Annotated in this window: 18 protein-coding genes; 8 read left to right on the top strand and 10 right to left on the bottom strand. The window is 73.4% G+C overall.

The genetic code is table 11. The features are described 5' to 3' along the window. Positions 1-14: 14 nt before the first annotated feature. Positions 15-1,157, bottom strand: coding sequence for a hypothetical protein (locus OKX07_RS18220; protein WP_265629414.1), 1,143 nt, complete (start codon positions 1,155-1,157; stop codon positions 15-17). 485 nt (positions 1,158-1,642) lie between these two features. Between OKX07_RS18220 and OKX07_RS18215 the strand changes: the two genes are divergently transcribed. Further along, positions 1,643-2,626, top strand: a complete 984-nt coding sequence (locus tag OKX07_RS18215; protein WP_265629413.1) for an HD domain-containing protein — start codon at positions 1,643-1,645, stop codon at positions 2,624-2,626. A gap of 14 nt (positions 2,627-2,640) precedes the next feature. Here the strand turns inward: OKX07_RS18215 and OKX07_RS18210 are convergent, their stop codons facing one another. Next, positions 2,641-3,111 (bottom strand): hypothetical protein, encoded by a 471-nt coding sequence (locus OKX07_RS18210; protein ID WP_265629412.1) that lies wholly within the window; start codon positions 3,109-3,111, stop codon positions 2,641-2,643. A 198-nt stretch (positions 3,112-3,309) separates the two neighbouring features. Here OKX07_RS18210 and OKX07_RS18205 point away from each other — a divergent pair, with 198 nt between their 5' ends. After that, positions 3,310-4,293: a bile acid:sodium symporter family protein gene (locus OKX07_RS18205; RefSeq protein ID WP_265629411.1), complete on the top strand. Its 984-nt coding sequence runs from the start codon at positions 3,310-3,312 to the stop codon at positions 4,291-4,293. Between the two features lie 4 nt (positions 4,294-4,297). Here OKX07_RS18205 and OKX07_RS18200 read toward each other — a convergent pair whose 3' ends face one another. Then, positions 4,298-6,340 (bottom strand): TIM-barrel domain-containing protein, encoded by a 2,043-nt coding sequence (locus OKX07_RS18200; protein WP_265629410.1) that lies wholly within the window; start codon positions 6,338-6,340, stop codon positions 4,298-4,300. Positions 6,341-6,374: 34 nt separating this feature from the next. Continuing rightward, complete coding sequence (locus OKX07_RS18195; RefSeq protein WP_265629409.1) at positions 6,375-6,974, bottom strand: TetR family transcriptional regulator; 600 nt, start codon at positions 6,972-6,974, stop codon at positions 6,375-6,377. Positions 6,975-7,075: 101 nt separating this feature from the next. Between OKX07_RS18195 and OKX07_RS18190 the strand changes: the two genes are divergently transcribed. Further along, positions 7,076-7,867, top strand: coding sequence for an SDR family NAD(P)-dependent oxidoreductase (locus tag OKX07_RS18190; RefSeq protein WP_265629408.1), 792 nt, complete (start codon positions 7,076-7,078; stop codon positions 7,865-7,867). Positions 7,868-7,912: 45 nt separating this feature from the next. Here the strand turns inward: OKX07_RS18190 and OKX07_RS18185 are convergent, their stop codons facing one another. Together OKX07_RS18185 and OKX07_RS18180 are read right to left on the bottom strand one after the other, a co-directional pair. Then, positions 7,913-8,854: a VOC family protein gene (locus tag OKX07_RS18185; protein WP_416220798.1), complete on the bottom strand. Its 942-nt coding sequence runs from the start codon at positions 8,852-8,854 to the stop codon at positions 7,913-7,915. Between the two features lie 72 nt (positions 8,855-8,926). After that, positions 8,927-11,044: a SpoIIE family protein phosphatase gene (locus OKX07_RS18180; RefSeq protein WP_265629407.1), complete on the bottom strand. Its 2,118-nt coding sequence runs from the start codon at positions 11,042-11,044 to the stop codon at positions 8,927-8,929. A 136-nt stretch (positions 11,045-11,180) separates the two neighbouring features. On the opposite strand from OKX07_RS18180, the gene OKX07_RS18175 reads away from it, so the two are divergent. After that, positions 11,181-13,547 carry an excinuclease ABC subunit UvrA gene (locus OKX07_RS18175; RefSeq protein WP_265629406.1) on the top strand — a complete coding sequence of 789 codons (2,367 nt, stop codon included), beginning with the start codon at positions 11,181-11,183 and terminating at the stop codon, positions 13,545-13,547. A 22-nt stretch (positions 13,548-13,569) separates the two neighbouring features. Here the strand turns inward: OKX07_RS18175 and OKX07_RS18170 are convergent, their stop codons facing one another. Next, positions 13,570-15,168, bottom strand: a complete 1,599-nt coding sequence (locus tag OKX07_RS18170; RefSeq protein ID WP_265629405.1) for a P-loop ATPase, Sll1717 family — start codon at positions 15,166-15,168, stop codon at positions 13,570-13,572. Positions 15,169-15,623: 455 nt separating this feature from the next. Between OKX07_RS18170 and OKX07_RS18165 the strand changes: the two genes are divergently transcribed. Continuing rightward, on the top strand, positions 15,624-15,941 hold the full coding sequence (locus tag OKX07_RS18165) for a hypothetical protein (protein WP_265629404.1): 318 nt from the start codon (positions 15,624-15,626) through the stop codon (positions 15,939-15,941). A 7-nt stretch (positions 15,942-15,948) separates the two neighbouring features. Here the strand turns inward: OKX07_RS18165 and OKX07_RS18160 are convergent, their stop codons facing one another. Further along, a complete protein-coding gene (locus OKX07_RS18160; protein WP_265629403.1) occupies positions 15,949-17,679 on the bottom strand; it encodes a cation:proton antiporter in 1,731 nt (576 codons plus the stop codon). Between the two features lie 230 nt (positions 17,680-17,909). Between OKX07_RS18160 and OKX07_RS18155 the strand changes: the two genes are divergently transcribed. The 3 genes from OKX07_RS18155 to OKX07_RS18145 all read left to right on the top strand — a co-directional run bounded on the left by OKX07_RS18155 (position 17,910) and on the right by OKX07_RS18145 (position 20,264). Beyond that, positions 17,910-18,236: a YtxH domain-containing protein gene (locus OKX07_RS18155; RefSeq protein ID WP_265629402.1), complete on the top strand. Its 327-nt coding sequence runs from the start codon at positions 17,910-17,912 to the stop codon at positions 18,234-18,236. Between the two features lie 74 nt (positions 18,237-18,310). Continuing rightward, positions 18,311-18,811 (top strand): gluconokinase, encoded by a 501-nt coding sequence (locus OKX07_RS18150; RefSeq protein WP_265629401.1) that lies wholly within the window; start codon positions 18,311-18,313, stop codon positions 18,809-18,811. Positions 18,812-18,980: 169 nt separating this feature from the next. Continuing rightward, positions 18,981-20,264 (top strand): MFS transporter, encoded by a 1,284-nt coding sequence (locus tag OKX07_RS18145; RefSeq protein ID WP_265629400.1) that lies wholly within the window; start codon positions 18,981-18,983, stop codon positions 20,262-20,264. Positions 20,265-20,351: 87 nt separating this feature from the next. Here OKX07_RS18145 and OKX07_RS18140 read toward each other — a convergent pair whose 3' ends face one another. Both OKX07_RS18140 and OKX07_RS18135 read right to left on the bottom strand, forming a co-directional pair. Beyond that, complete coding sequence (locus OKX07_RS18140; protein WP_265629399.1) at positions 20,352-21,386, bottom strand: phosphotransferase family protein; 1,035 nt, start codon at positions 21,384-21,386, stop codon at positions 20,352-20,354. After that, positions 21,383-22,723 (bottom strand): MFS transporter, encoded by a 1,341-nt coding sequence (locus OKX07_RS18135; protein WP_265629398.1) that lies wholly within the window; start codon positions 22,721-22,723, stop codon positions 21,383-21,385. Before OKX07_RS18135 ends, OKX07_RS18140 begins: the two co-directional genes overlap by 4 nt. Between the last annotated feature and the right edge of the window lie 244 nt (positions 22,724-22,967).

The raw sequence follows: 22,967 nt of genomic DNA, 5'->3' as shown, positions 1-22,967 counted from the left end.
CGGCGCGCGGCCGCTCACCGGGCCCGTGCCGCCGCGACGCCCGCGGTGTGGTCGGCGGCCAGGTGCTCCAGGTCGAGCCCGGGCAGCAGCTCGGTCTCGACACGCCGCGCCAGGCGCGCGAACGCGTCGGAGACGCGCGGCCAGTCGACGGGGTGCGGGCCTGCGGTGGTGAGGGTGCGCAGACCACCGGGTGCGATCGTGCGCGCCGCGTCGGCCGCGCACGCCTCCGCCGCGGCCGAGGTCGGGCGTCGGCGCAGCGACCGCGCGACCGCCAGCTGAGCGGTCATCGTCACCGCGACACCGGTGAGCGCGGCGCCCACCGCGGTGCCCCCGGTCCCGGCGTCGTCCGCGCGCAGCAGGGCACGCACGCGCGCCTCGACCTCGTCCTGCCGGTGGCCGAACGTCGGCCGGACCGGCGCGACCGTCCACGGCGCGCCGGGCGTCGGGCGACGTTCGTAGGACGACGGCCCCGCGTCGCGCCAGAAGACGCTGGGGATCCGCGTCAGCTCCGTCAGGGCCTCGCCCTGCCACCAGTCGGCGGGCAGCGGCACGTCGTCGGGGAGGGTGACGGTGGCGCGCCGGGCGCCCATCGCGACGTTGCCGACCATGCTCGTGCCGACCTCGTGCTGCACCAGGTTGGGGTTGCTCACGAGGTGCTCCAGACCGGCCTCGTGGGTGTACGCGTGGACGGCGTGGTCGTCGGGGACGGCGAGGTCGACCGCGGCCAGCCGTTCGGCGAACGCCCGCGCGTGGCCGGCGGGCATGACGAGCGCCTGCGTGCCGAGGTAGGTGTCGGGCTGCCGGGCCCACGGGTGGCCGCCGAACGCGGCGATGCGCAGCGCGTGCGAGGTGAACGAGCCCCACTCCGTGAAGAGGCTGAGGGCCGCGGCGGGCCGCGCCGCGACGGCCGCGGTGACGTGACGGTCGAAGTCCGCGCGGAGCAGGACGTCGTCCTGGAGCACGAGGTGGTGCGTCGCGTCCCGCTGCCAGGGCAGCCAGGCGAGGCGCGCGGTCCGGACCGTGCTCGGCGGCCCGTGGGGCTCGGGGTCGAGGACGACGCGCGCGGGCAGCGTGCCGCACGCGCGCGCGATGTCGGCCGCGGCCGCGGCGCGCCGCGGATGGGCCATCACCGACACCGCGACCCGGGGCGTCGTCATACCCGGCACCCCCTCGGGAATGCACCGGAGAATGCGCGGCCGAGAGCGGTCGGCCGCCGCGGTGCGGGCGCCCGCCGGGACGCGGTCGTGGTCATCCGTGGCTCCGTCCGGGGGCGTCGAGGAAAGGGACGCCGGGAAAGGCGTGGAACGACGGTCGCGGCCCAGTGGGGAATGGCGGTGGCGAGGGGTTCCGGCGCGGTTGCCGGGCATTGCTCGGGGTCGCGGGTGAGTGCGCGCCCACCACGTCCGCGGCATCGCGTCGCGGCATCGTCACCCCCTCGCCCGGCCGGCCGCGGCGTCGTCGTCCGCGGGCACGACACGCTAGCGGTGGGCGTCCCGGCGGGCGACCGGAGGGCGTCGCCGTGCCCCCCGCCCTGCTCGCGCCTAGCATCGCCACGACCCACGACCACGACCCCCGACCCGCGGGGGGACCTGATCCCCGGAGGCATGCCGTGGACGTCCAGCCCTCCAGTGCCCGGCCGGCCGTGGCTGAGCGGGCACGGCGCGCGGCCGTCGCCGACACCGTCGGGCTCGGCGGGCGGCACGTCGACCCGCTGTGGGGCACGGTCACCGTGCTGCGTCCGCTCGAGGCCGCCCTGCTGCGGACGTGGCCGGTGCGTCGCCTCGGGCTCGTCGCGCACGCGGGCGCGGTCGCGACGGTCACGACGCAGACGTACTCCCGCCTCGAGCACTCGCTGGGGCTCCTGGGGCTCGCGGCCCGGATGGCCGAGGACGACGCCGTCGCCCGCGCGGCCGCCCTGCTGCACGACGTCGGGCACGCCCCGCTGAGCCACACGCTGGAGGGGATCGACGGGATCGACCACCATGCGCTGGGCGTCGAGCGGGTGCACGGGCTGCGGGACGTGCTGGGGGAGCACGGCGTGGACGTCGACGACGTCCAGGCGACCCTCGACGGCCGACGAGCCTGCGTGATCGCGCCGCGGCCGGGGCTGATGACGCTGGACCACCTCGACTCCTACGTGCGCAGCGCACGCGCGCACGGCCGGCCGATGCCGTCACCCGCGGCGCTGCTGCGGACCCTGGAGGTCGTCGACGGGGCCGTGCGCACGACGCCGGCGAGCGCCCGCGTGCTCGACCGGCTGGTCGCAGCCGAGGTCGCGTACCACCGCTCGCCCCTGAACGTCCTGGCCGTGGGCGTCGTCCGGCAGCTCGTGCGCCGGTGGGACGGCGTCCCGGACGCGGCCGCCGTCGCCGCGATGACCGACGGCGAGCTGGTGGCGGCACTCCTCGCGCACCCCGCCACGCGCGACGACGCACGACGGTTCCTGCGGGACCCGCTGGCGTGGGACGTCGTGCTCGCGTCCGCCGCCACGTCCGCGCCGGCGGGTGCGGAGCTCGTCGAGGCCGCCCGTCCGTACCTGGTGCGGACGCTCGTGGCGGGGGAGCCCGTCCCCGTCGACGCGGACCCCGAGCCCGGCCCCGCCCACTGGGTGGTGCGACGCGACTGACCCGACGGCTCGCGTCACGCCGGGGCGAGCAGCAGCCTGCGCACCCCCAGCCGCGCCAGCAGCAGCACGACGATCAGGGCCGTGACCAGGAAGAACCCGCCGAGGCTCACCGCGTCACCGAACACCAGGTCGGTGGCCTCCAGCACCACGAGCTTCGAGCCCGGCAGGACCACGAGCAGCGTCAGCGCCCCGACGACCTTGCCGACCGCGGTCTGCGCGGCGGCGAACCGCCGACGCGCCCACGTCTTGACGGCCAGCACGGCCTCGAGCACGAGCTTGAGCAGCACCGCGACCAGCAGGGACATCGAGAACGACTCCGTGATGACCTGCGGCGCGTACTGCACCGCGAGGTTGAGGACGACGACGTAGACGAACACGTCGACGACGTGCTCGGGAGCGAGCCGCGGGCGCCCGGGTCGGCCGTCGGACCGGCTCGCGTCGTCGCTCGTCATCGCGCCCTCGACCCCCGCTGGATGTGCCTGCACGTCCCCGATCGTAGGGGCCCCCGGTACGGCGCGATCGAGCAGCACCTTCGGCGGCTCATGAGGTCCGTCGAGCCGCCGGAGGTGCTGCTCGTCACCCGACGTCGGGTGCGTCTGCGTGACCATGTCGCCGCGGTGGGCGCCGTTCGTGGGTGAGGATGTGGCCGTGACGCCGCACGCCTCGCCCTCGGGCCGGACCGCATGAGGGCACCGGCCTGGCTGCGGTGGCTCGACCCGCTGACGGTCATGATCGTGGCCGTCCTGGTCCTCGGGCTGCTGGTGCCCGTGTCCGACGACGTCGGCGCGCTGCTCGACACCGTGCGCACCGTCGCGATCGTGCTGCTGTTCTTCCTGTACGGCGCGCGGATGCCGACCCGGGAGGTCGTCGACGGGCTGCGGCGGTTCCGGCTGCAGGGGTCGATGCTCGCGGCCACGTTCCTGCTGTTCCCGCTGCTGGGCCTGGCGGTGCAGCTGCTGCCCGACGCGGTCCTCGCCCCCGACCTGCAGCGCGGGCTGCTGTACCTGTCGGTGCTGCCGTCGACCGTGCAGTCCTCCGTCGTGATGACGTCGATCGCCCGCGGCAACGTCGCGGGGGCCATCACGGGGGCGACGATCTCCAACGTGCTCGGCGTCCTGCTGACACCGTTGCTGGTCGCCGTGCTGCTGGGCGCGACGGGCGCGGGCCTCGACGGGAGCGCGGTGACGGGCATCCTGCTGCAGCTGCTGCTGCCGTTCGTCGTGGGGCAGTGCGTGCAGCCGTGGATCGGTGCGTGGCTGCGCCGCCACGGGCCGCTGACGCGCGTCACCGACCGCTCGACCATCCTGCTGGTGGTGTTCACGTCGGTGAGCGAGGCGCAGGCCCAGGGCGCGTGGGACGACCTGACCGTCGGGGCGCTCGCGGTGCTGCTCGTCGTGTGCGCCGTCGTCCTGACCGTGATGCTCGTCGTGACGTGGCGCGGGGGAGCGGCGCTGGGCCTCGACCGCGGGGACCGGATCGCGCTGCTGATGTGCGGGTCGAAGAAGTCGGCCGCGACGGGGCTGCCGATGGCGGCGGTGCTCTTCGCGCCCGCGGTGGCCGCGAGCGTGGCGCTGCCGGTCATCGCGTTCCACCAGCTGCAGATCGTGGTGTGCGCGGTGCTCGCCCGCCGGCTCGCGGCGTCGGCACCCCCCGACGACCCGGCCTGACCCGTCAGCCGATCGCGCGCAGCGCGTCGCCCAGCTCGCCCCCGGCACCGTCGCGTCCGAAGACCGGCACGACGTGCAGCGGCGCGTCGACCTCGACGTCCGCCCCGCCGGCGTGCCGCTCGCCCGTGCGCAGGTCGGTCCACGTCGCGCCGGCCGGCAGGTGCACGGTGCGCGACGTCGCCCCGGGGTGCACCACCGGGGCGACGAGCAGGTCGGCACCCAGGAGGTACTGGTCGGTGACCTGCCACGCGCGCGGGTCGTCGCCGAACTCGTGGAACAGGCCGCGCAGCACCGGCTGCCCGTCCTCGTGCGCCTCGCGCATGAGAGCCCGCAGGCGCGGGCGCAGCGCCTCTCGCACGCGCAGGTGGCCGACGAGCACCCGCTCGACGTCCGCGCCGTAGCTCCACAGCTCGTTGTCGGCTCCGGCGTCCATGCGCGCGGACCCGTCGGCTGCGGTCACCGAGCGACTCGGCTGCCGGTCGCCGTGCATGCGCAGGACGGGGCTGAAGGTGCCGACCTGGAACCAGCGCACCAGCAGCTCGTGGAACGCCGGGTCACGCACGTCGCCGCCGTGGAACCCGCCGATGTCGGTGGTGAACCACGGGATGCCCGCGACGCCCATGTGCACCCCGGCGACGAGCTGACGGCGCAGCGCCTGCCACGTGCACGCGATGTCGCCCGACCACACGAGCGCGCCGTAGCGCTGGCTGCCGGCCCACGCGCACCGCACCAGGTTGACCACGTCCTGCTCGCCGGCGGCGGTCAGCCCGTCGTGGAAGACCCGCGAGAACAGCTGGGGGTACAGGTTGCTCACCTGGGCGCCGGGGCCGGCGTGGAACCGGTAGTTGTCGAGGTCGTAGCGCCCGTACTCCGGCTCGGCCTCGTCCAGCCAGAAGATCCGCACGCCGTGCTCGTGGTAGCTGCGCCGGCACAGCTCCCACAGCGCGGCGCGGGCGCCGGGGTGGGTGACGTCGACGAACATGCTCGGCCCGCCGAACGCCATCTGCACCTCGAGGCCGCGGTCGGTGCGAACCAGGTGGTTCTCGCCTGCGAGCTGCGGGAAGTTCTCCGAGTCGACCCCGACCTGCGGCCAGACGGACACCATGAGCTCGACGCCGAGCCCGCGCAGCTCGGCGGTCATGGCCGCGGGGTCGGGCCAGAACTCGTCCTCGAACCGGTAGTCGCCCAGGTGCGGCCAGTGGAAGAAGTCGGCGACGACGACGTCGAGCGGCAGCCCGCGACGCCTGTGCTCGCGCGCGACGTCGAGCAGCTCGTCCTGCGTGGTGTAGCGCAGCCGGCTCTGCCACAGGCCCAGGCCGTGCTCGGGCATCATCGGGACGTGCCCGGTGGCGTCCGCGTACGCCGACGCGATCTGCGCGGGGGTGTCGCCTGCGGTGACCCAGTAGTCGAGCTGGCGGGTGCTGTCGGCGACCCACTCGGTGCGGTTGCGCCCGAAGGTGGCCGTCCCCACGGCCGGGTTGTGCCAGAGCATGCCGTAGCCGGCGCTGGAGACGACGAACGGCACGGACGCCTGGGAGTTGCGGTGCGCCAGCTCGAACGTGCTGCCCTTGAGGTCGACGAGCTCCTGCTGGTAGAGCCCCATCCCGGCCAGGTGCTCGTCGGGGTCGGACTCGAAGCGTGCGACGAGCCGGTGGTCGCCGCCGACGTGCGCGCGGAAGTCGCGGGCTCGCAGCTTGAGCGCACCGCCGGACTCGTGCTCGCGCAGCAGCACCCGGCCGGTGCGGTCGCGGAACGTCACGCGGCACCACGCGACGTGGTGGCCGACCTGCCAGTCCCGGTGCTGACCCGTCGTGAGCTCGACGGTGAGCCGGCCCTGCACGAGGGTGGCCGTGTCGCCGTCGATCGTCGGGGGCAGGGCGGGGGGCTGGGTCGTCGGCGCGGGCAGCAGGGCCCAGTCGGTGTCGACGACGTCGCCGGTGACGGACGAGCGGACGCGGACGGCGTCGGTGCCCCAGGGCTCGACGACGAGGGTCTCGCCGTCGCCCGTCCAGGTCAGGCGGCTGCCGTCGGTGCGCAGGTGGGGCACGGGTGCCTCCCGGGGGGTGGGGACGGTCGGGTGGTCAGACGGTGCTGCGGACCGCGGCGAGGGCGGCGAGCGCGAGCGCGTGGACGTCGCGGTCGTCGTCCGTGCACAGCCACGCGTGGGTCGCGGCCTCGAGGCACGCCAGGACGGTGCCGACGACGGCCCGCGCGGCCAGCTCCGCGTCAGGTGCGTCGCCGAGCCGCTCCGCGACCGCGGGGGTGAGCGCGTCGGTCCAGCGGCGGTGCTTCTCGGCGTGCGCGGCGCGCAGGGACGCCGTCGTCTCGACGAGCTGGGCGAGCGCGCGCGCGGCGCCGTCGTCGGTGGCGAGCGCGCCGGGCAGCGTCTGCTCGAAGGCCGTGACGAGGGCGACCCACACGTCGACGTCGGCGGGCTGCGCGCGGACGGCGGCGGCGAGCTCGTCGCCCAGGCCGCCCAGGTGCCCGAGCGCGACCTCCTCCTTGGAGCCGAAGTACCGGAAGAGGGTGCGTCGGGAGACGCCGGCGGCCGCGGCGACGTCGTCCATCGTGGTGGCGTCGAAGCCGCGGGTGAGGAAGAGCGCGACGCCGGTGCGGGCGACCTCGGCGCGGGCGGCCTGGCGGCTGCGCTCGACGAGCCGGGTGGCAGGGGCGTCGGTCATGCAGGTGAGTCTACCCGCGAGCGGCACCGGAGGCCAAGGTGGCACCAGGTGCCAGAGCGGCCTACAGTGTCACGACCGCCCGACGCACCGAGGAGACCCGCATGGCCGCCGTCGACTACCGCACCCAGACCACGCTCGTCACCGGCGCCAGCTCCGGCATCGGCGCCGAGCTGGCCCGTCGGCTCGCCGCCCGGGGCTCCGCGCTCGTCCTCGTCGCCCGCCGCACCGACCTGCTCGAGGCGCTCGCGACCGAGATCCGCACGGCGCACGGCGTGCGGGTCGACGTGGTCACCGCGGACCTCGTCGAGCCCGGTGCAGCCGACCGGCTCGCCGCCGAGGTCGAGCGTCGCGGGCTGCGGGTCACGAGCCTGTTCAACAACGCCGGCTTCGGGCTGCACGGCGACTTCCACACCTCCGACCCGCAGCGCGTGAACGACATGGTCCAGCTCAACGTCGTCGCCCTGACCGACGTCACCCGCGTCTTCATCGAGGGCCTGCGCGACGCGGGCACGGGTGTGCTGGTCAACGTCGCGAGCATCGTCGCGTACCTGCCCCTGCCGTCGTCCGCCGTCTACGCCGCCACCAAGGCGTACGTGCTGCACCTCACCGAGGCGCTGTGGCTCGAGTCGGCCGGCAGCGGGCTGCGGGTGCTCGCGCTGTCGCCGGGCGTCACGCGCACCGAGTTCTTCGCCGGCTACGGCGGGCCGTCGAACTCGCCGGGGGGCGTGCAGGACGCGGCCGCCGTCGTCGACGTCACGCTGCGCACGCTGGACCGCACGGCCCCGCCCGCGGCCGTGGTCTCGGGCTGGCGCAACCGCCTCATCGCCGGGGCGAGCCGCGCGATCCCGCGCAACCTCGCGCTCCGGCTGACGGCGGCCTCGAACCGCGCCTGACCCCGACGGGCCGGAGCTCGGCGGGCTGAGGGGGTGGCGACCGGGTCAGCGGGTCAGGAGGTCGGCCGTCGTCGTGCCGGGGACCGAGACCGTCACCTGGGTGTCCCACGGGTCGCGCAGCGTGATCGAGCGGCCGTCGTCGGCGTACGGCAGGGCCCGGGCGCGCAGGCGGCCGGCCAGGGCGTCGAGGTCGGCCCGGCCCGGGACGGTGACGGCGACGTCGCCCAGGCCCAGCGTCGAGGCGCGCGGGCCGGCGCCGCGGCTGTTCCACACGTTCATCGCGACGTGGTGGTGGTAGCCGCCCGCGGACGCGAACAGCGCACCGGGGTACCCGCGGACGGTGGCCTCGAAGCCGAGCGCGTCGAGGTAGAACGCCTCGGCCACGGCGATGTCCCCGACCTGCAGGTGCACGTGGCCGACGCGCCCGGCCAGCGCGGGGCCGGCGTCGAGCGCCTCCTGCGTGACGTGGGCGCGCAGGTAGGCGTTCGGGTCGAGGGGCTCGGTGCCCATGACGAGGGTGCCGTCGCGGTGCAGCCACAGGTCGCGGTCGCGGTCGGTGTACAGCTCGATGCCGTTGCCCTCGGGGTCGGTGAAGTAGAACGCCTCGGAGACGAGGTGGTCGCTGGAGCCGACGAACCGGCTGCGCGGGTCCTGCGCGGCGCGGTAGACGGTCGCGGCGAGGCTCGGGGCGTCGTCGAAGAGGAACGCGGTGTGGAACAGGCCGGCCTGGCGCTGGTCGACGGCGGGCAGCCCGGGGGTGTGGACGAGGCGCAGCATCGGGGTGGTGCCGCGGCCGAGGACGCGGTGCACCTGCTGCCCTCGGCTGCGCTCCTCGAGCGGCTCGAGCGCGATGGCGGCCGCGTAGTAGGTGGACATGGCCTCGAGGTCGCCGACGTGCAGCGTGACGGCGTCCATCGCGGTGCTGGGCGCCAGGACGCGCTCGTCGGCGGGCTCGATGAGCTCAGTGGGCGAGGTCGGGGTGGGCACGGGGCCTCCAGATGAAAGTTGTTACTACAACTGAAGGCTACGCCCAGAAGGTTGATCCTTCAAGCGAGCGTCTCAGGAGGCCGACGGCGCGTGGTCCCCCGGGACCTGCTCCGGGCCCGCCTCCGCCGGCCGCGGCTCGTCCTCGGGGAAGGCGCGGACCGCCAGCAGCGCGACGTCGTCCTCGCTCGTCCTCGCGAGCTCCTCGACCACCGCGTCGCAGAACTCCTCCAGCGGCAGGTGGTGCAGCCGCTCCGCGCACCGGCGCAGCCGCTCCAGGCCGACCTCCAGACGCTCGCCGCGACGCTCGACGAGACCGTCGGTGTAGAGCAGCACGGTGGCCCCGGGCGCGATCAGCTGCGTGTGGTCCTGGCGCACGGTGTGCTTGCGCAGACCGAGCAGCAGGTCGCTCGGCCGGCGCAGCAGCTCCGCGCGCCCGTCGGGGTGCACCAGCAGCGGCGGCGGGTGGCCGGCGTTCGACCAGCGCAGCAGCCGCATGCCCCGCGCCCCCAGCTCGTCGGGCTGCTCGATCCGCGCGAGGATCGCGGTGCTGAACGCCCCGATCGCGAGGTCGTGCGCGGCCCAGTCGAACGCGGAGAGGATCGCCGCCGGCGGCTGCGCGACCGCGTGCGCGCCGCCCCGCAGGACGTTGCGGATCTGCGCCATCTTGACCGCCGCGTGCAGGTCGTGACCCGTCACGTCGCCGATCACCAGGCAGGTGCAGCCGTCGCGCAGCAGGAACGCGTCGTACCAGTCACCGCCGATCTGCGTGCCGGTCGACGCGGGCACGTACCGCGCGACCAGGTGCAGGTGGTCCGGCTCGGGCAGCTCGGTGAGCAGGCTGCGCTGCAGCTCCTCGGCGAGGTCGCGCTGCGCGGAGTTCAGGTGCGCGTTGTCGAGCGCGAGGCCGATCTGGGCCGTCACGTCGCGCAGCGCGGTCACCTCGGCGTCGGTGAACTCGCCGCGCGCGGCGCTGCGGTCCAGCGTGATCAGCCCCCGGGTGCGCCCCCGCCCCCGCAGCGGCAGCACCATGAGCGTCTCGGGTGCGAGCCGCTCGAGCAGGTCGCGTGCGGGGCCGTCCTGCACGATGTCGTGCAGCGGCGGCGAGCCGTACCGGACCGCGGGCCGGGACGTCGCCAGCACCTCCGCGACGAGGGACGTGCGGGCCAGGGCCGGCACCCGCAACGACCGGTACTCGTCGAGGACGGGCTGCAGGTCCGCCTCGGAGTGCCGTGCGGCGACGTCGCGGAGGCGCGCGCGCCACGAGCCCGTGCCCTCGTCGAGGATGCTCGCGATCGCGAAGTCGGCCACGTCGGGCACGAGGTGCGCCAGCACGGACTCCAGGGCCCGCACGGGGTCGACGGCGTCGGCGAGCTCGTCGGCGACCCTGGCGCGCAGGTCGGACCGCGCGCGCTCCTGCTCCGCCAGGTCGAGGGCGCGCCGGCGCTCGGTGATCTCGGTGAAGTACGCGGCGACGCCGCCGCGCTCGGGGATGGCCCGGACCTCGTACCAGCCGTCCAGCGGCGCGGGGTAGTAGGCGTCGAAGACCTGGGGCTCGCCGGTGCGTGCGGCCGCGCGGTAGCGCTCCTCGAAGGCGGTGCCGACGGCGCCCGGGAAGAGGTCCCAGATCACCACGCCCAGCAGGTCCTCGCGCGTGCGGGCCAGGAGGCGCTCCGCCTCGGCGTTGACGTAACCGAAGCGCCAGCCCGCGTCGACCCAGTAGTAGGCGGTCGACATGTCCTCGAGGATCTGCCGGACGCGCAGGTCCCGCTCCCGCAGCGCCGTGGTGTCCGTCGTGACGCCGATGAGGTGCGCGGCCTGCCCGGACGGGCCCGCGAGCGCGCGGCCGCGCGCCGTCAGCCAGCGCACCGTGCCGTCGGGCCGCAGCACGCGGAACTCGGCCTCGTAGACGCCGCACGTCGCGACGGCGGACTCCAGCGCGGCCGAGACCGGCCCGACGTCGCCCGGGTGCAGCCGCGCGTCGAAGGACTCGATCGTGCCGCCGAACGTGCTCTCGTCGTAGCCGAAGACCTCCAGGAGCGTCGCGTCCCAGGTCAGCTCCCCGGTGGTGAGGTTCCACTGGAACGTGCCCAGACCGGCCGCCTGCGCGGCCGAGTCGAGCAGCGACAGCCGGGCCGTCTGCGCGTCGACCGGTCGCAGGGTGCCGTTCGCGTCGTCCGCCGATGCGGGCATGTGCTCTCCTCTCCTCGCAGGCGTGCGTGCACCGGAGCGTGCCACGCGCGTGGGCCTGAGGCGAGGCGAGCGTCCGCGTCGCCCTGTCGGCGGTCGGTCCTACGCTGGCTCTGCCCGCTCCCGCCCTGGAGGTCAGATGAGCACGCCCACGCCCGTCAGCCGTGCCGACAGCCACGACCTCATCCGCGTGCACGGCGCCCGCGAGAACAACCTCCAGGACGTCAGCGTCGAGCTGCCGAAGCGCCGGCTGACGGTCTTCACGGGGGTCTCCGGCTCCGGCAAGAGCTCGCTCGTGTTCGGCACCATCGCCGCCGAGTCCCAGCGCCTCATCAACGAGACCTACAGCGCCTTCGTGCAGGGCTTCATGCCGTCGCTCGCCCGCCCCGACGTCGACGTCCTCGAGGGTCTGACCACCGCGATCATCGTCGACCAGGAGCGCATGGGCGCCAACTCGCGCTCGACCGTCGGCACCGTCACCGACGCGAACGCGATGCTGCGGATCCTGTTCAGCCGGCTCGGCGACCCGCACATCGGCTCGCCCCAGGCGTACTCCTTCAACGTGCCCACCGTGCGCGCCAGCGGCGCGATCACGGTCGACCGCGGCCACTCCCGGGCCGAGACGGTGTCGTTCGAGCAGATCGGCGGCATGTGCTCCCGCTGCGAGGGCATGGGCAAGGTCAACGACTTCGACCTCACGGCGCTCTACGACGACAGCAAGACCCTCGAGGAGGGGGCGCTCACCGTCCCCGGCTACACGATGGACGGGTGGTACGGCCGGATCTTCCGCGGCTGCGGGTTCTTCGACGCGAGCAAGCCGATCCGCGACTTCACGGACAAGGAGCTGCACGCGCTCCTGTACAAGGAGCCGACGAAGATCAAGGTCGAGGGCATCAACGTCACGTACGAGGGGCTGATCCCCAAGATCCAGAAGTCGTTCCTCGCCAAGGACGTCGACGCGATGCAGCCGCACATCCGGGCGTTCGTCGAGCGGGCCATCACGTTCCAGACGTGCCCCGAGTGCGAGGGCAGCCGGATCAACGAGGGTGCCCGCGCGTCCCGCATCGGCGGGCTCAACATCGCCGACGCGTGCGCGATGCAGATCACCGACCTGGCCGCATGGGTGCGTGACCTGGACGAGCCGTCCGTCGCGCCGCTGCTCGCCGTGCTGTCCGCGGCGCTCGACTCCTTCGTCGAGATCGGGCTGGGGTACCTGTCCCTCGACCGCCCCTCGGGCACGCTGTCGGGCGGCGAGGCGCAGCGCACCAAGATGATCCGGCACCTCGGGTCGTCGCTCACGGACATCACCTACGTCTTCGACGAGCCGACGGTCGGGCTGCACCCGCACGACATCGAGCGCATGAACGACCTGCTGCTGCGCCTGCGGGACAAGGGCAACACGGTGCTCGTCGTCGAGCACAAGCCCGAGGCCATCGCGATCGCCGACCACGTCGTCGACCTGGGTCCCGGTGCCGGCACCGCGGGCGGCCAGGTCGTGTTCGAGGGGACCGTCGAGGCGCTGCGGGCCAGCGGCACGCTCACCGGGCGCCACCTCGACGACCGCGCGACGCTCAAGCCGGACGTCCGGACGCCGACCGGGGTGCTCGAGGTGCGCGGCGCCGCCACCCACAACCTGCAGGGCGTCGACGTGGACGTGCCGCAGGGCGTGCTCGTCGTCGTCACGGGCGTCGCGGGTTCGGGCAAGAGCTCGTTGATCCACGGGTCCGTCGCCGGGCGTGAGGGCGTCGTCGCGATCGACCAGGGGGCGATCCGCGGGTCGCGCCGCTCCAACCCCGCGACGTACACGGGCCTGCTCGAGCCGATCCGCAAGGCCTTCGCCAAGGCCAACGGGGTCAAGCCCGCCCTGTTCAGCGCCAACTCCGAGGGTGCGTGCCCGGTCTGCAACGGTGCCGGTGTCGTCTACACCGACCTCGGCATGATGGCCGGCATCTCGACCACGTGCGAGGTGTGCGAGGGCCGACGGTTCCAGGCCGCGGTGCTCGAGTACACGCTCGGCGGGCGGAACATCAGCGAGGTGCTCGCGATGCCCGCGACCGTCGCCGAGGAGTTCTTCGCCGCCGGGGAGCCCCGCATCCCGGCCGCGCACGCGATCCTGCAGCGGCTCGTCGACGTCGGCCTGGGGTACGTGACCCTCGGTCAGCCGTTGACGACGCTGTCCGGCGGTGAGCGGCAGCGCCTCAAGCTCGCCACCCACCTCGGTGACAAGGGCGGCACCTACGTCCTCGACGAGCCGACCACCGGACTGCACCTCGCCGACGTCGCGAACCTGCTCGCCCTGCTGGACCGCCTCGTCGACGCGGGCAAGTCCGTCATCGTGATCGAGCACCACCAGGCCGTCATGGCGCATGCCGACTGGATCATCGACCTCGGCCCCGGAGCGGGGCACGACGGCGGGCGCGTGGTGTTCGAGGGCACGCCCGCGGCCCTCGTCGCCGACCGCAGCACCCTCACCGGGCAGCACCTGGCGGCGTACGTGGGGGCCTGAGAAGGGGCACGCGCGGAGCGGTTTACTTTTTGCGCTCTTCCCACTTTCGGCGCCGGCGCCGCGGTCTCGCTGCGCCCCGATCGATGAGCGGAATAGCGCCAGTTTGACTCTCGGGCTCATTTCCGAGCGTTCGACGCAGGCCCCATGCGTGGATCAGCGCGTTGTGGAGCATGAAGTTGCCTTGGAGATAAATCTCTGACTCGTCTCGTCGGTGGTAGAACTGCATGTAGCTCTTCTCTCGATAGCCGCCGATCGAGTTGCCGATAGCTCCTGCGTAAAATAGCAAACGCAATAGATCACGGTGATCCACCTCGATACCAGAGGCCACGCTTGCTAGGCTCTCTCGAAACTCATCGCCGTCGAACGACTGCTTGTTTATCGCCTTGAGTGCTGTGAGTGCAGCGGCCGCCCTTTCCGGCCCGCCCGCATACCCAGCAAACTCGTTACTGATCGCGCCGACGAAGTATTTCGTCGAGTATTGAAGCACTCCTTCATGAATGACCTCCTGACGGAGTCGGTCCCCGCTCTCTTCAAAGATTCCTGACGCTTCGACCCGACGGATCTCCTCGAATAGGCGCAGCATGTCGCGAGGCGTGTGGCGCGTCATATTCAGCAGGTACTGAAAGGTTGGTATCTTGCGGACGCCGAGTTCTCGTGAGCCAACCTCGATGGAATCGGGGAAGTATTTGAGCACCTCGAAGTTGTCCACACCCAGGGCGCGACCCGCTTTGGTATTGACGAGGCGCATAAGAGGCGCTCCCACGCCGGCTTTTCCCGATAGCACACGCCAGTCTAGTTCGAGCGCGAGGTCGTCACGCATCTTCTGCGAGTCAGGGAGCGACAGGGCGATGCGTGAAAATATATCGTTTCTCAGAAGAAGTACAACACTACCAGTGGCCCGGTTCTCCATTAGTTTCTGGTTGAGAGTGTATGCGGCCTGAACGAGCGAGGAAAGGCTCTCGTCGTACTTGGCGTCATTTAGGAATATTGAGTCGAGGCCATCAATGAGTAGAATGTGTCGCACCGCCGACTCTGCCTCGGCAACCCACATCTCAAGATAGGGAATGAGGTTAAAGATGTTGAGTGCCGAGCTGCTCTCGCGCTTGTAAATAGTTCCCAGTTTCGGCACCGGTATAGTTACGGTCGTTGTCGAGAACTTGAGCAGGGCTCGCCCTGACGCGTCACCCATGAATCCAAAATCCCGCAACAGGCGGGCGACTCGGACCACTTCTGGGTTCCGATTGATTGAGCATCCCTGATCGCGCATCAGAAGCTCTAGATAGTTGCAGAGAAGGATGAATTTCCAGGCAACGACAGTGCGCTCTGGTCCGGGCTCCTGGCCAGTTTGAAGGCGTGGAACCTCGGCCAGAGGCAGACTCGAAGCGTCGCGCACAAGGGCAAGATGAGCCCCCTCAGGTTCTGCGAACTGTAGGTACCAGGCGAGCGCGGACTTACCGGTGCCCTTCGGTCCGAGGACGAGAAATTTATCTCCTCGGACTACTCGCTTCGTAGAGCCGTTCAGGTCGACATAAGTTTGGAGGAACGAGTCGCGATCCTGGTTCGCCTCGTTGCGCGAGTCGGACAGGCCGAAATACAGATCGCCGTAGCGCGGTCTAGTCATGGTTACGCCCTACTCTCGACGGCACGCATCCACCAGCGCACACATGGCTCACGACTCGAATCGCCCCGCGTACTCATTTCTGGAGCAACGTGCTGCGAGCTGCCACTGGTCTTGATGGGCAGGGTACCGCTACGTGGTCGTCCATTGACCGGACCGGCTCGCCTTCCGTTGAGCCGGGCCGAGGTGGCTAGATAGGGACGCGGCTCCGGCGTGCGGACGGTCGTTGGCCGACCTCCATCAGGTGTTGCCATCGATGCGAAGAGCGCGGCAGGTCAAGATCGATGGAGAGTGCGGCCGGCGCGGAGCGGGGTAGAGGCGGCTAGAGGCTGGCAAGCAGACTCCTGGTCGCTGACCTCGACTGATCGCGAACGCTCTGGTCACTCGTCCAGGTGATCTCACCACCACACACCCGTTCGGTGGTCGCCACGGCCGCACGAAATGTCTAGTTTGCCGGAATGGCGACCATCGTCGACCGCCGTGGACCCGGCCGCGCAGCGCGCGGCACGGCGCACCACGCCCGCGACAGGTCGTGGTCCCGCCCACCGCAGCACACCCGCGACACCGACGCCCCCCACGCGGTCCGGCATGCCGCCGGTCATCGGGGGCAGGTCTGGCGGGACCTGGGCCTGGCTGTCCTCACGCTCGCGGTCGCCGCGGCCGTCGTCCTGGGCCTGCTGCACCTCGACCCGGAGACGCGCGCCGCGCTGATCGAGCTGCTGCAGGGCTGGCAGACCGTCGCACGCGGGTGGTGGGCCGACCTGCCGTGGCCGTGACCGCGCGTCAGGACCGCAGCTCGATGCCGATCTGCGCCGCGTCGAGCTCCGCCAGCGCCTGACGCAGCGTCCCCGACGGGTACGTCCCCAGGTCCCGCAGGCGCAGCAGCTCCCTGCGCTGCGCCGTCAGCAGGACCACGCGCAGCCGCAGGTCGGCGGCGAGGTCCCGGGCGTGCAGCTCGGAGTCCTCCGACGTCGACACGTCGAGGGCCGCGATCCGCTCCCGCTCCCGCTCGACGACCGTCGGCGGGTACGGGGTCCCGTCGGGCTGGCGCAGCGTCGGGTCGTCGAGCCGTGCGCGCGCCGCCCGGTGCAGCTCGGCGTGCAGCGCGACCGACGCCGCGGCGTCGTCCTCGTCCCGGCCCGTCACGCCGAGGCGCCGCGTGACCCACGGCAGGGTGGACCCCTGCACGAGCAGCGTGCCCGCAGCGACGACGAACGCCACGAGCACGAGCAGCGAGCGCTGCGGCGTGCCCGACGGCAGCGACTGCGCGGCGGCGAGCGTCACCACGCCCCGCATGCCGGCCCAGACGAGCACGACGCCCTCCCGCGGCCCGAACCGCTCGGCCGTCAGGTAGTCGATGTCGGCGATCTTGCGACGCACGCGGCGCCCGGCGGCCTCCGCGCCGTGGGCGACGTCCGGACCGACAGGCCCGCGGGTCCGGCCCGCGGGGGGTGGCACCGACCCGCCCGCGTCGAGCCGCTCCTGCGCGTGCGTCAACCAGTCGCGCACCTGCGGTGCCCGGCGCGAGCGGCGCGCCAGCTCCCAGACGGACCACGCGACGAACACCGAGCGCAGCGCGACCACCACCGTCGCGGTGAGCACGCCGAGGCCCAGCGCGACCCACACGCTGCCGTGCGCGGCGCGCACGTCCTCGACGAGCGCGAACACCTCGAGCCCCATCAGCAGGAACACCGCGCCCTCGAGCAGGAGCTCGATCGTGCGCCACACGGCCTGCTCGGTGACCCGGTCCTGGGCACGCAGGGCGCGCGGCGCGGCGTGGCCCGTGACGAGCCCGGCGGTCACGGCGGCGACCAGCCCGGACGCGCCCAGGTGCTCGGCGGGCAGGAACGCGACGAACGGCACGACGAACGACAACGCCACGTTCGACGTCGTCTGCGTGAGGTGGCCGCGGGCCCAGACGTGCAGCCGGCCCACGACGTAGCCGACGACGACCGCGACGACCACCGCGAACACGAAGTCGCCCGCCACCCCCCACAGCGACACCGTCCCGGCGGCCGCGACGATCGCGGAGCGCAGCAGGACCAGCGCGGAGGCGTCGTTGAGCAGCGACTCGCCCTCGAGGACCGTGACGATCCGCGGGGACACCCCGGCCTGCCGGACGATCGACGTGGCCACGGCGTCCGTCGGGCTGACGACGGCACCGATCGCGATGGCGGTGGCGAGGCCGAGGTCCGGCACGACGGCGTCGAGCACGAGCCCGACGACGACGGCCGAGACCACGACGAGCACGACCGAGAACGCCGAGATCGTGCGCAGGTCCCGCCGGAAGTCCATCGCCGGGACGTTCGTCGCCGACGAGTACAGCAGCGGGGGGAGCACGACGCCGAGCACCCACTCGGGCTGGACCTCGACGGGTGGCACGAACGGCAGCACGCTCACGCCGATCCCAGCGAGGACGAGCAGCAGCGGGGCGGCGACGCCGACGCGCGGCGCGATCGACGTCACGACCACGACGAGGAGCACGGCGAGGACCGCGGCGACGAGCGGATCCATGGGTCACCTCACGGGCAGGTCGGAGGGCGGCGGGGCCCGGGTCGAACCTACGACCTCGACCCCGCGCGGGTTCGCCGCGCGGGCGCGCCCGGGCCGTCCTACGCTCGGTTGCTCGGCGACGTGGCCCGGTGAGGCGCCGCTCGTCGCGCGCCGCTCCGAGCCGCTCGCCCGCCCGCGTACGCACCACACGACCACCGGCCCGCAGCGGCCGGTGCGAAGGAGGACACCCCATGAAGGGCAAGCTCGCGTTCGTCGCCGGCGCCGGAGTCGGCTACCTGCTCGGCACCCGTGCCGGCCGTCAGCAGTTCGAGAAGATCAAGACCTGGGCGTCGGACACGTGGCACGACCCGCGCGTGCAGGGGTACGTGCAGGAGGCCGAGCAGGCGGCCACCGACTTCGCGAAGACCCAGGGCGGCGCGCTGAAGGACAAGGCGGTCTCGACCGCGAAGGCCACCTTCAGCAGCACCGGCTCCGAGGACACCTCGGCGACCTGGGAGCCCACCGACGGCCCCCTGGTCGACGCCGACGACGCGAACCCCGACACCCCCCGCCACTGACCGCCCCGCCTGACCGCCCCGCCGTCCCCGCCCCGCCGATGTCCCGGACGCGGCGGGGATGGCAGGCTGGGCCCGTGCGAGTCGAACACGTGGTGGTCATGGGCGTCTCCGGGACGGGCAAGTCGACCGTGGGGCAGGCGCTCGCCGACCTGCTGGGCAGGCCGTTCCTCGAGGGTGACGCGCTGCACCCCGAGGCCAACGTCGCCAAGATGAGCGCCGGCGTCCCGCTCGGCGACGACGACCGGTGGCCCTGGCTGCGGGCCGTGCGTGACGCCATGAGCGGGCACGCGGCGGACGGCACGTCGACCGTCGTCGCCTGCTCCGCGCTGCGACGCCCCTACCGCGATGTGCTGCGCGAGGCCGACGGTCGCGTGCGGTTCGTCCTGCTCGACGTGGCGCCCGGTGCGCTGCGCGACCGCATCGTGCACCGGTCGGGCCACTGGATGCCGCCCAGCCTGCTGGAGTCCCAGCTCGCGACGCTCGAACCCCTGCAGGCCGACGAGGACGGGACGATCCTGCTGGTCACGGGCCCCCCGGACGAGGTCATCGCCGACGCCCTCGCCGCCCTGGCCTGACGGGCTGGATCGCCCTCCCGCGAGAGAGCGATCCAGTCATCAGCCCGCCCCTCGTGCCCGCGAGAGAGCAATCCAGTCATCAGCCCGCCCCTCGTGCCCGCGAGAGAGCAATCCAGTGCGGCCCCGAGCGGGAACGGGCGGGTTGACCCAGGCAACGTAGGGTGCTGCGGTGCGTTCGCTGCTCGTCGACCTGACCCCGGTGCGGACCAACCCGGCGTTCCGGCGGCTGTGGCTCGGCCTGTCGGTGGCGAACCTCGGCGCGCAGCTCACGGTCGTCGCGGTCGGGCTGCAGGTCTACGCGCTGACGGGATCGACCCTGGCGGTCGGGGTCCTCGGCATCGCGGCGCTGCTGCCGCTGATCGTCTTCGGGCTGTACGGCGGGGCGATCGTCGACCACTACGACCGGCGTACGGTCGCGCTCGTCGCGTCGGTGGTGTCGTGGGTCGCGGTGCTCGGGCTCGTCGCGCAGGCCGCGGTCGGCAACGAGCACGTCGGGCTGCTGTACGCGCTGGTCGCCGTGCAGTCGGCGGCGGGCGCGGTCAACGCCCCGGCGCGGTCGGCGATCATCCCGCGGCTGCTCGAGCCGCGCCTGATGCCCGCGGCCAACGCGCTGCAGACCATGGGGTGGAACGTCGCGCTGACCCTCGGGCCGCTGACGGGTGCGCTGCTCGTCGCGGGCATCGGGTACGTGTGGGCGTACGCGGTCGACGCGGTGCTGTTCACGTTCGCGCTCACCGCGCTGCTGCGGCTGCCGCCGGTGCCGCCCGAGCCGTCCGCGCACCGTCGCGCCCGCCTGGGCCTGGGGTCCGTCGTGGACGGCCTGCGGTACCTGGGCACGCAGCCCAACGTGCGCATGACGTTCCTCGTCGACATCGTCGCCATGGTCACCGCGATGCCGCGCGTGCTGTTCCCCGCGGTCGGCGTCCTGTACCTGGGCGGGGGCGAGACGACGACGGGCGTCCTCACCGCGGCGATCGCGCTCGGCGGGATCGTCGCGGGGCTGTTCTCCGGCGGGCTCGCGCGCGTGCGCTGGCAGGGGCGGATCATCGTCGGGGCCATCACGGCGTGGGGGGTGTCGATCGTCGCGTTCGGCGTCGTGCTCGTCGTCGCGGGCCCGACGACGCCGGACGGTCTGCTGCCCGTCGCGCTGGCACTGGCCGTCGCGACCCTCGCACTGGCGGGTGCGTCCGACGCGGTGTCGTCGGTGTTCCGTCAGACGATCCTGCAGACGGCCACGCCCGACGACATGCGCGGGCGGCTGCAGGGTGTGTTCGTGGTCGTCGTCGCGGGCGGACCGCGGCTGGGGGAGCTGGCGCTCGGGGCGCTGTCGACGCGCGTCGGCGAGGGCGGGGCCGCGGTCATCGGCGGCGTGGTGTGCGTCGTGCTGCTGTGGGTGCTGGTCCGTTCGCAGCGCGCGTTCTGGCACTACGACGCCCGGCACCCGACCCCCTGACGCGGTCTCGGCCGACGAACCACGGATCAGGCGGCGCACGGACGCGGATGAGCGACAGGACCCGTGGTTCGCCGGGGGGCTCGGGGGTTAGAGGTCGGCCAGCGATGAGAGGGACGTCGTGATCTGCGTGTGGGTGCGGTGGCGGAAGGCGTCGGCCTCCGGGCCCTCGTAGCCGCGCGGCTCCGGCTCGACGTGCAGGAGCAGCCCGAACAGCAGCCGGTACAGCCACAGCCGGGCCTGCGCGTCGGGGCGGTCGAGGTCGGGCGCTGCGCCGGCCTGCGCGGCGTACCCGGCGAGCACACCGGTCGGCACGTCGTGGACGCCGTCCTGGTCGGTGGCGACGAGGTCGTACAGCGGCTCGGCCCACACGGCGCGCTCGGGGTCCAGGAGTGCGACGACGGCGCCCGACGCGGGCTCGACGAGCACGTTGCCGGGCCGCAGGTCCGCGTGCGCGAGCACCGGACGACGCACGTGCGCGAGCGCGTCGTGGTGGCGGGCCAGCGCGTCGCGGACGTCGGCGGCGGGCAGGGCCACGCCCCAGCGCACCCCGTCGTCGAGCGCGGCGCCGACCATCGCACCGAAGGCCTCGGGCCACGTCGCGCCGTGCAGGCGGCGGGCCGGCGGGTCGTCGTCCCCGCCGCGGACGTGCACGGCGTGCACGGGGCCGAACGCCGGACCCTGGACGCGGTGCAGCCGCGCCAGGCACCGGCCCAGGTCGGACGAGTACCGGGCGGCGCGCGGGTCGTCCGGACCGGCGAGGTCCGCCTGCTCCGCGAGCGTGCCCTCGACGAACGCGGTGACCAGGACGTCCCCGTCGAGCACGTCGCCGGACGTGTCGAGGTGCAGCAGCCGCGGCAGCAGCAGGTCGGGGTGGTCGGCACCGAGCCGCAGCACGAGCGCCTCGGCGCGCGCGGTGTCGTGCTCGTACGTCAGCAGCCGACGCGGGTCGGTGGACGTGACCTTCACGACGACGTCCCGCGCGTCGGCCAGCCGGACGCGCCACGTCGTCCCGAAGAGCCCACCGGTCAGCGGCTCGACCGCCACGGGCACGCCGACGGGCGCGAGCACCCGGACGAGCCGGTCGAGGAGGTCGTCCGGCAGGTCCGGTGCGTCCACGCTCACCGCGAGGCGTCGTCGAGCCGGCCGGCCGTGCGGTCCGTCGCGAGCTCGCAGGCCGCGACCGTGGCACCGCCGGTGGCGCTCACCGGCTCGGCCTCGGACGACAGGGCGTCACGGTCCGTCGGAGCGTCGTCCCGGGTGGGCTCGCTCGCCGCGTGCCGGCGCATCGACGGCAGCGCCACGAGCGTCGCGACGAGCGCCCCCGCCCCCGACACCACGACGACGAGGAACCCGGCGTGCGACCCCGCGGCGTCGATGCGGACGCCCGCCACGGACGACCCCACGGCGACCCCGACGCCCAGACCCGTGCTGACCCAGGTCAGGCCCTCGGTGAGCCGCCCCGGCGGCATGAGCGCGGCGACCAGCGCGTTGCCGGTGATGATCGACGGGGCGATCGCGAACCCGACGACGAACATGACGGCCGCGAGCACCCATAGCGACTGCGCGAGGAAGAACGCGCACACGCCCACGGCCAGCGCGACCACGCCGATCGCGAACCGCCGGTGCAGCGGCGAGGCCCAGTGCCGCGCGCCGTACAGCAGGCCGGAGATGAGCGACCCGAGCGCGAAGACCGCCAGGATCACCCCGGCCAGGCCCTTGCTGCCCGACTCCTCGGCGAACGCCACGGTCGCCACGTCCGTGGCGCCGAAGATCGAGCCGATCGCGACGAACACCAGCACGATGACGACCATGCCGGGACGGCGCAGCACGGACCCGCGAGGGCGCGGCTCGTGGGCCGGGGCGGGTGGCGGCTCGGTGCGCCGCAGGGAGAGGAACGCGAGCCCGCCGACGACCATCGCCACGACGGGCACGACGAGCCCGGCGGTGGGCGCGATGCTCGTGGCCAGCACGGTCGCGAGGACGGGCCCGATGATGAACACGAGCTCGTCGAGCGCCGACTCCAGGGAGTAGGCGGTGTGCACGCGTCGCGGGTCGTCGCCCAGCACGTGCGTCCACCGCGCCCGCACGAGCGACCCGAACGAGCCGATCGTCGCGCCCGCCAGGGCGGCGGTGACGTACAGCCACGCGGCCGGTGCCTGCAGGGTCGCCGCGACGACGAGGGCCGAGGTGCTGCCCGCGGACACCAGCAGCGCCGGCCGCATGACGCGCGCCTGCCCGTGCCGGTCGACGAGCCGCGCCAGCCGCGGCCCGCAGATCGCCTGCGCGATCACCAGGACGGCGGCCACCCGCCCCGCCAGGCCGTACGACTCGTACACGGCGGACACCATGAGGACGGTCCCGATGCCGACCATCGACATCGGGAGGCGCGCGACCACCCCGGTGGCGGAGAAGGCGGCGGCGCCGGGGCGCACGAGCACGTCCCGGTAGGTCTGGAGCATGGCCCCACTCTCGCACCCGGGCCCGACACGACGGAACGCCGGCGTCCGGCGGGTGCCGGCGTGCACATCCGCCGTCGCGGCGGCCTCGTCGAGACCCGCTGACGGGGGACCGCCCCGCCGCGCCGCCGGCGCGCGGGACCCGGCCTGCCAAGGTCGGGCGAGACGGTGCGAGAGGTGCACGTCGGGGCACACCGGACGTTCGTCGCTCGTGCGGACGAACCGGGTGCGGCGCGGGCGCGCGGCG

Source organism: Cellulomonas sp. S1-8, from assembly GCF_026184235.1.
In the GTDB taxonomy this organism is placed as follows: domain Bacteria; phylum Actinomycetota; class Actinomycetes; order Actinomycetales; family Cellulomonadaceae; genus Cellulomonas.
The sequence above is the reverse complement of the archived record's forward strand: the minus strand, read 5'-3'. Positions and strand labels throughout refer to the sequence as shown.

Coding starts and splice junctions, on each gene's coding strand:
- OKX07_RS18220 (WP_265629414.1), bottom strand. CDS start 1,157: ATGACGACGCCCCGGGTCGCGGTGTCGGTGATGGCCCATCCGCGGCGC.
- OKX07_RS18205 (WP_265629411.1), top strand. CDS start 3,310: ATGAGGGCACCGGCCTGGCTGCGGTGGCTCGACCCGCTGACGGTCATG.
- OKX07_RS18195 (WP_265629409.1), bottom strand. CDS start 6,974: ATGACCGACGCCCCTGCCACCCGGCTCGTCGAGCGCAGCCGCCAGGCC.
- OKX07_RS18190 (WP_265629408.1), top strand. CDS start 7,076: ATGGCCGCCGTCGACTACCGCACCCAGACCACGCTCGTCACCGGCGCC.
- OKX07_RS18180 (WP_265629407.1), bottom strand. CDS start 11,044: ATGCCCGCATCGGCGGACGACGCGAACGGCACCCTGCGACCGGTCGAC.
- OKX07_RS18175 (WP_265629406.1), top strand. CDS start 11,181: ATGAGCACGCCCACGCCCGTCAGCCGTGCCGACAGCCACGACCTCATC.
- OKX07_RS18170 (WP_265629405.1), bottom strand. CDS start 15,168: ATGACTAGACCGCGCTACGGCGATCTGTATTTCGGCCTGTCCGACTCG.
- OKX07_RS18165 (WP_265629404.1), top strand. CDS start 15,624: ATGGCGACCATCGTCGACCGCCGTGGACCCGGCCGCGCAGCGCGCGGC.
- OKX07_RS18160 (WP_265629403.1), bottom strand. CDS start 17,679: ATGGATCCGCTCGTCGCCGCGGTCCTCGCCGTGCTCCTCGTCGTGGTC.
- OKX07_RS18155 (WP_265629402.1), top strand. CDS start 17,910: ATGAAGGGCAAGCTCGCGTTCGTCGCCGGCGCCGGAGTCGGCTACCTG.
- OKX07_RS18135 (WP_265629398.1), bottom strand. CDS start 22,723: ATGCTCCAGACCTACCGGGACGTGCTCGTGCGCCCCGGCGCCGCCGCC.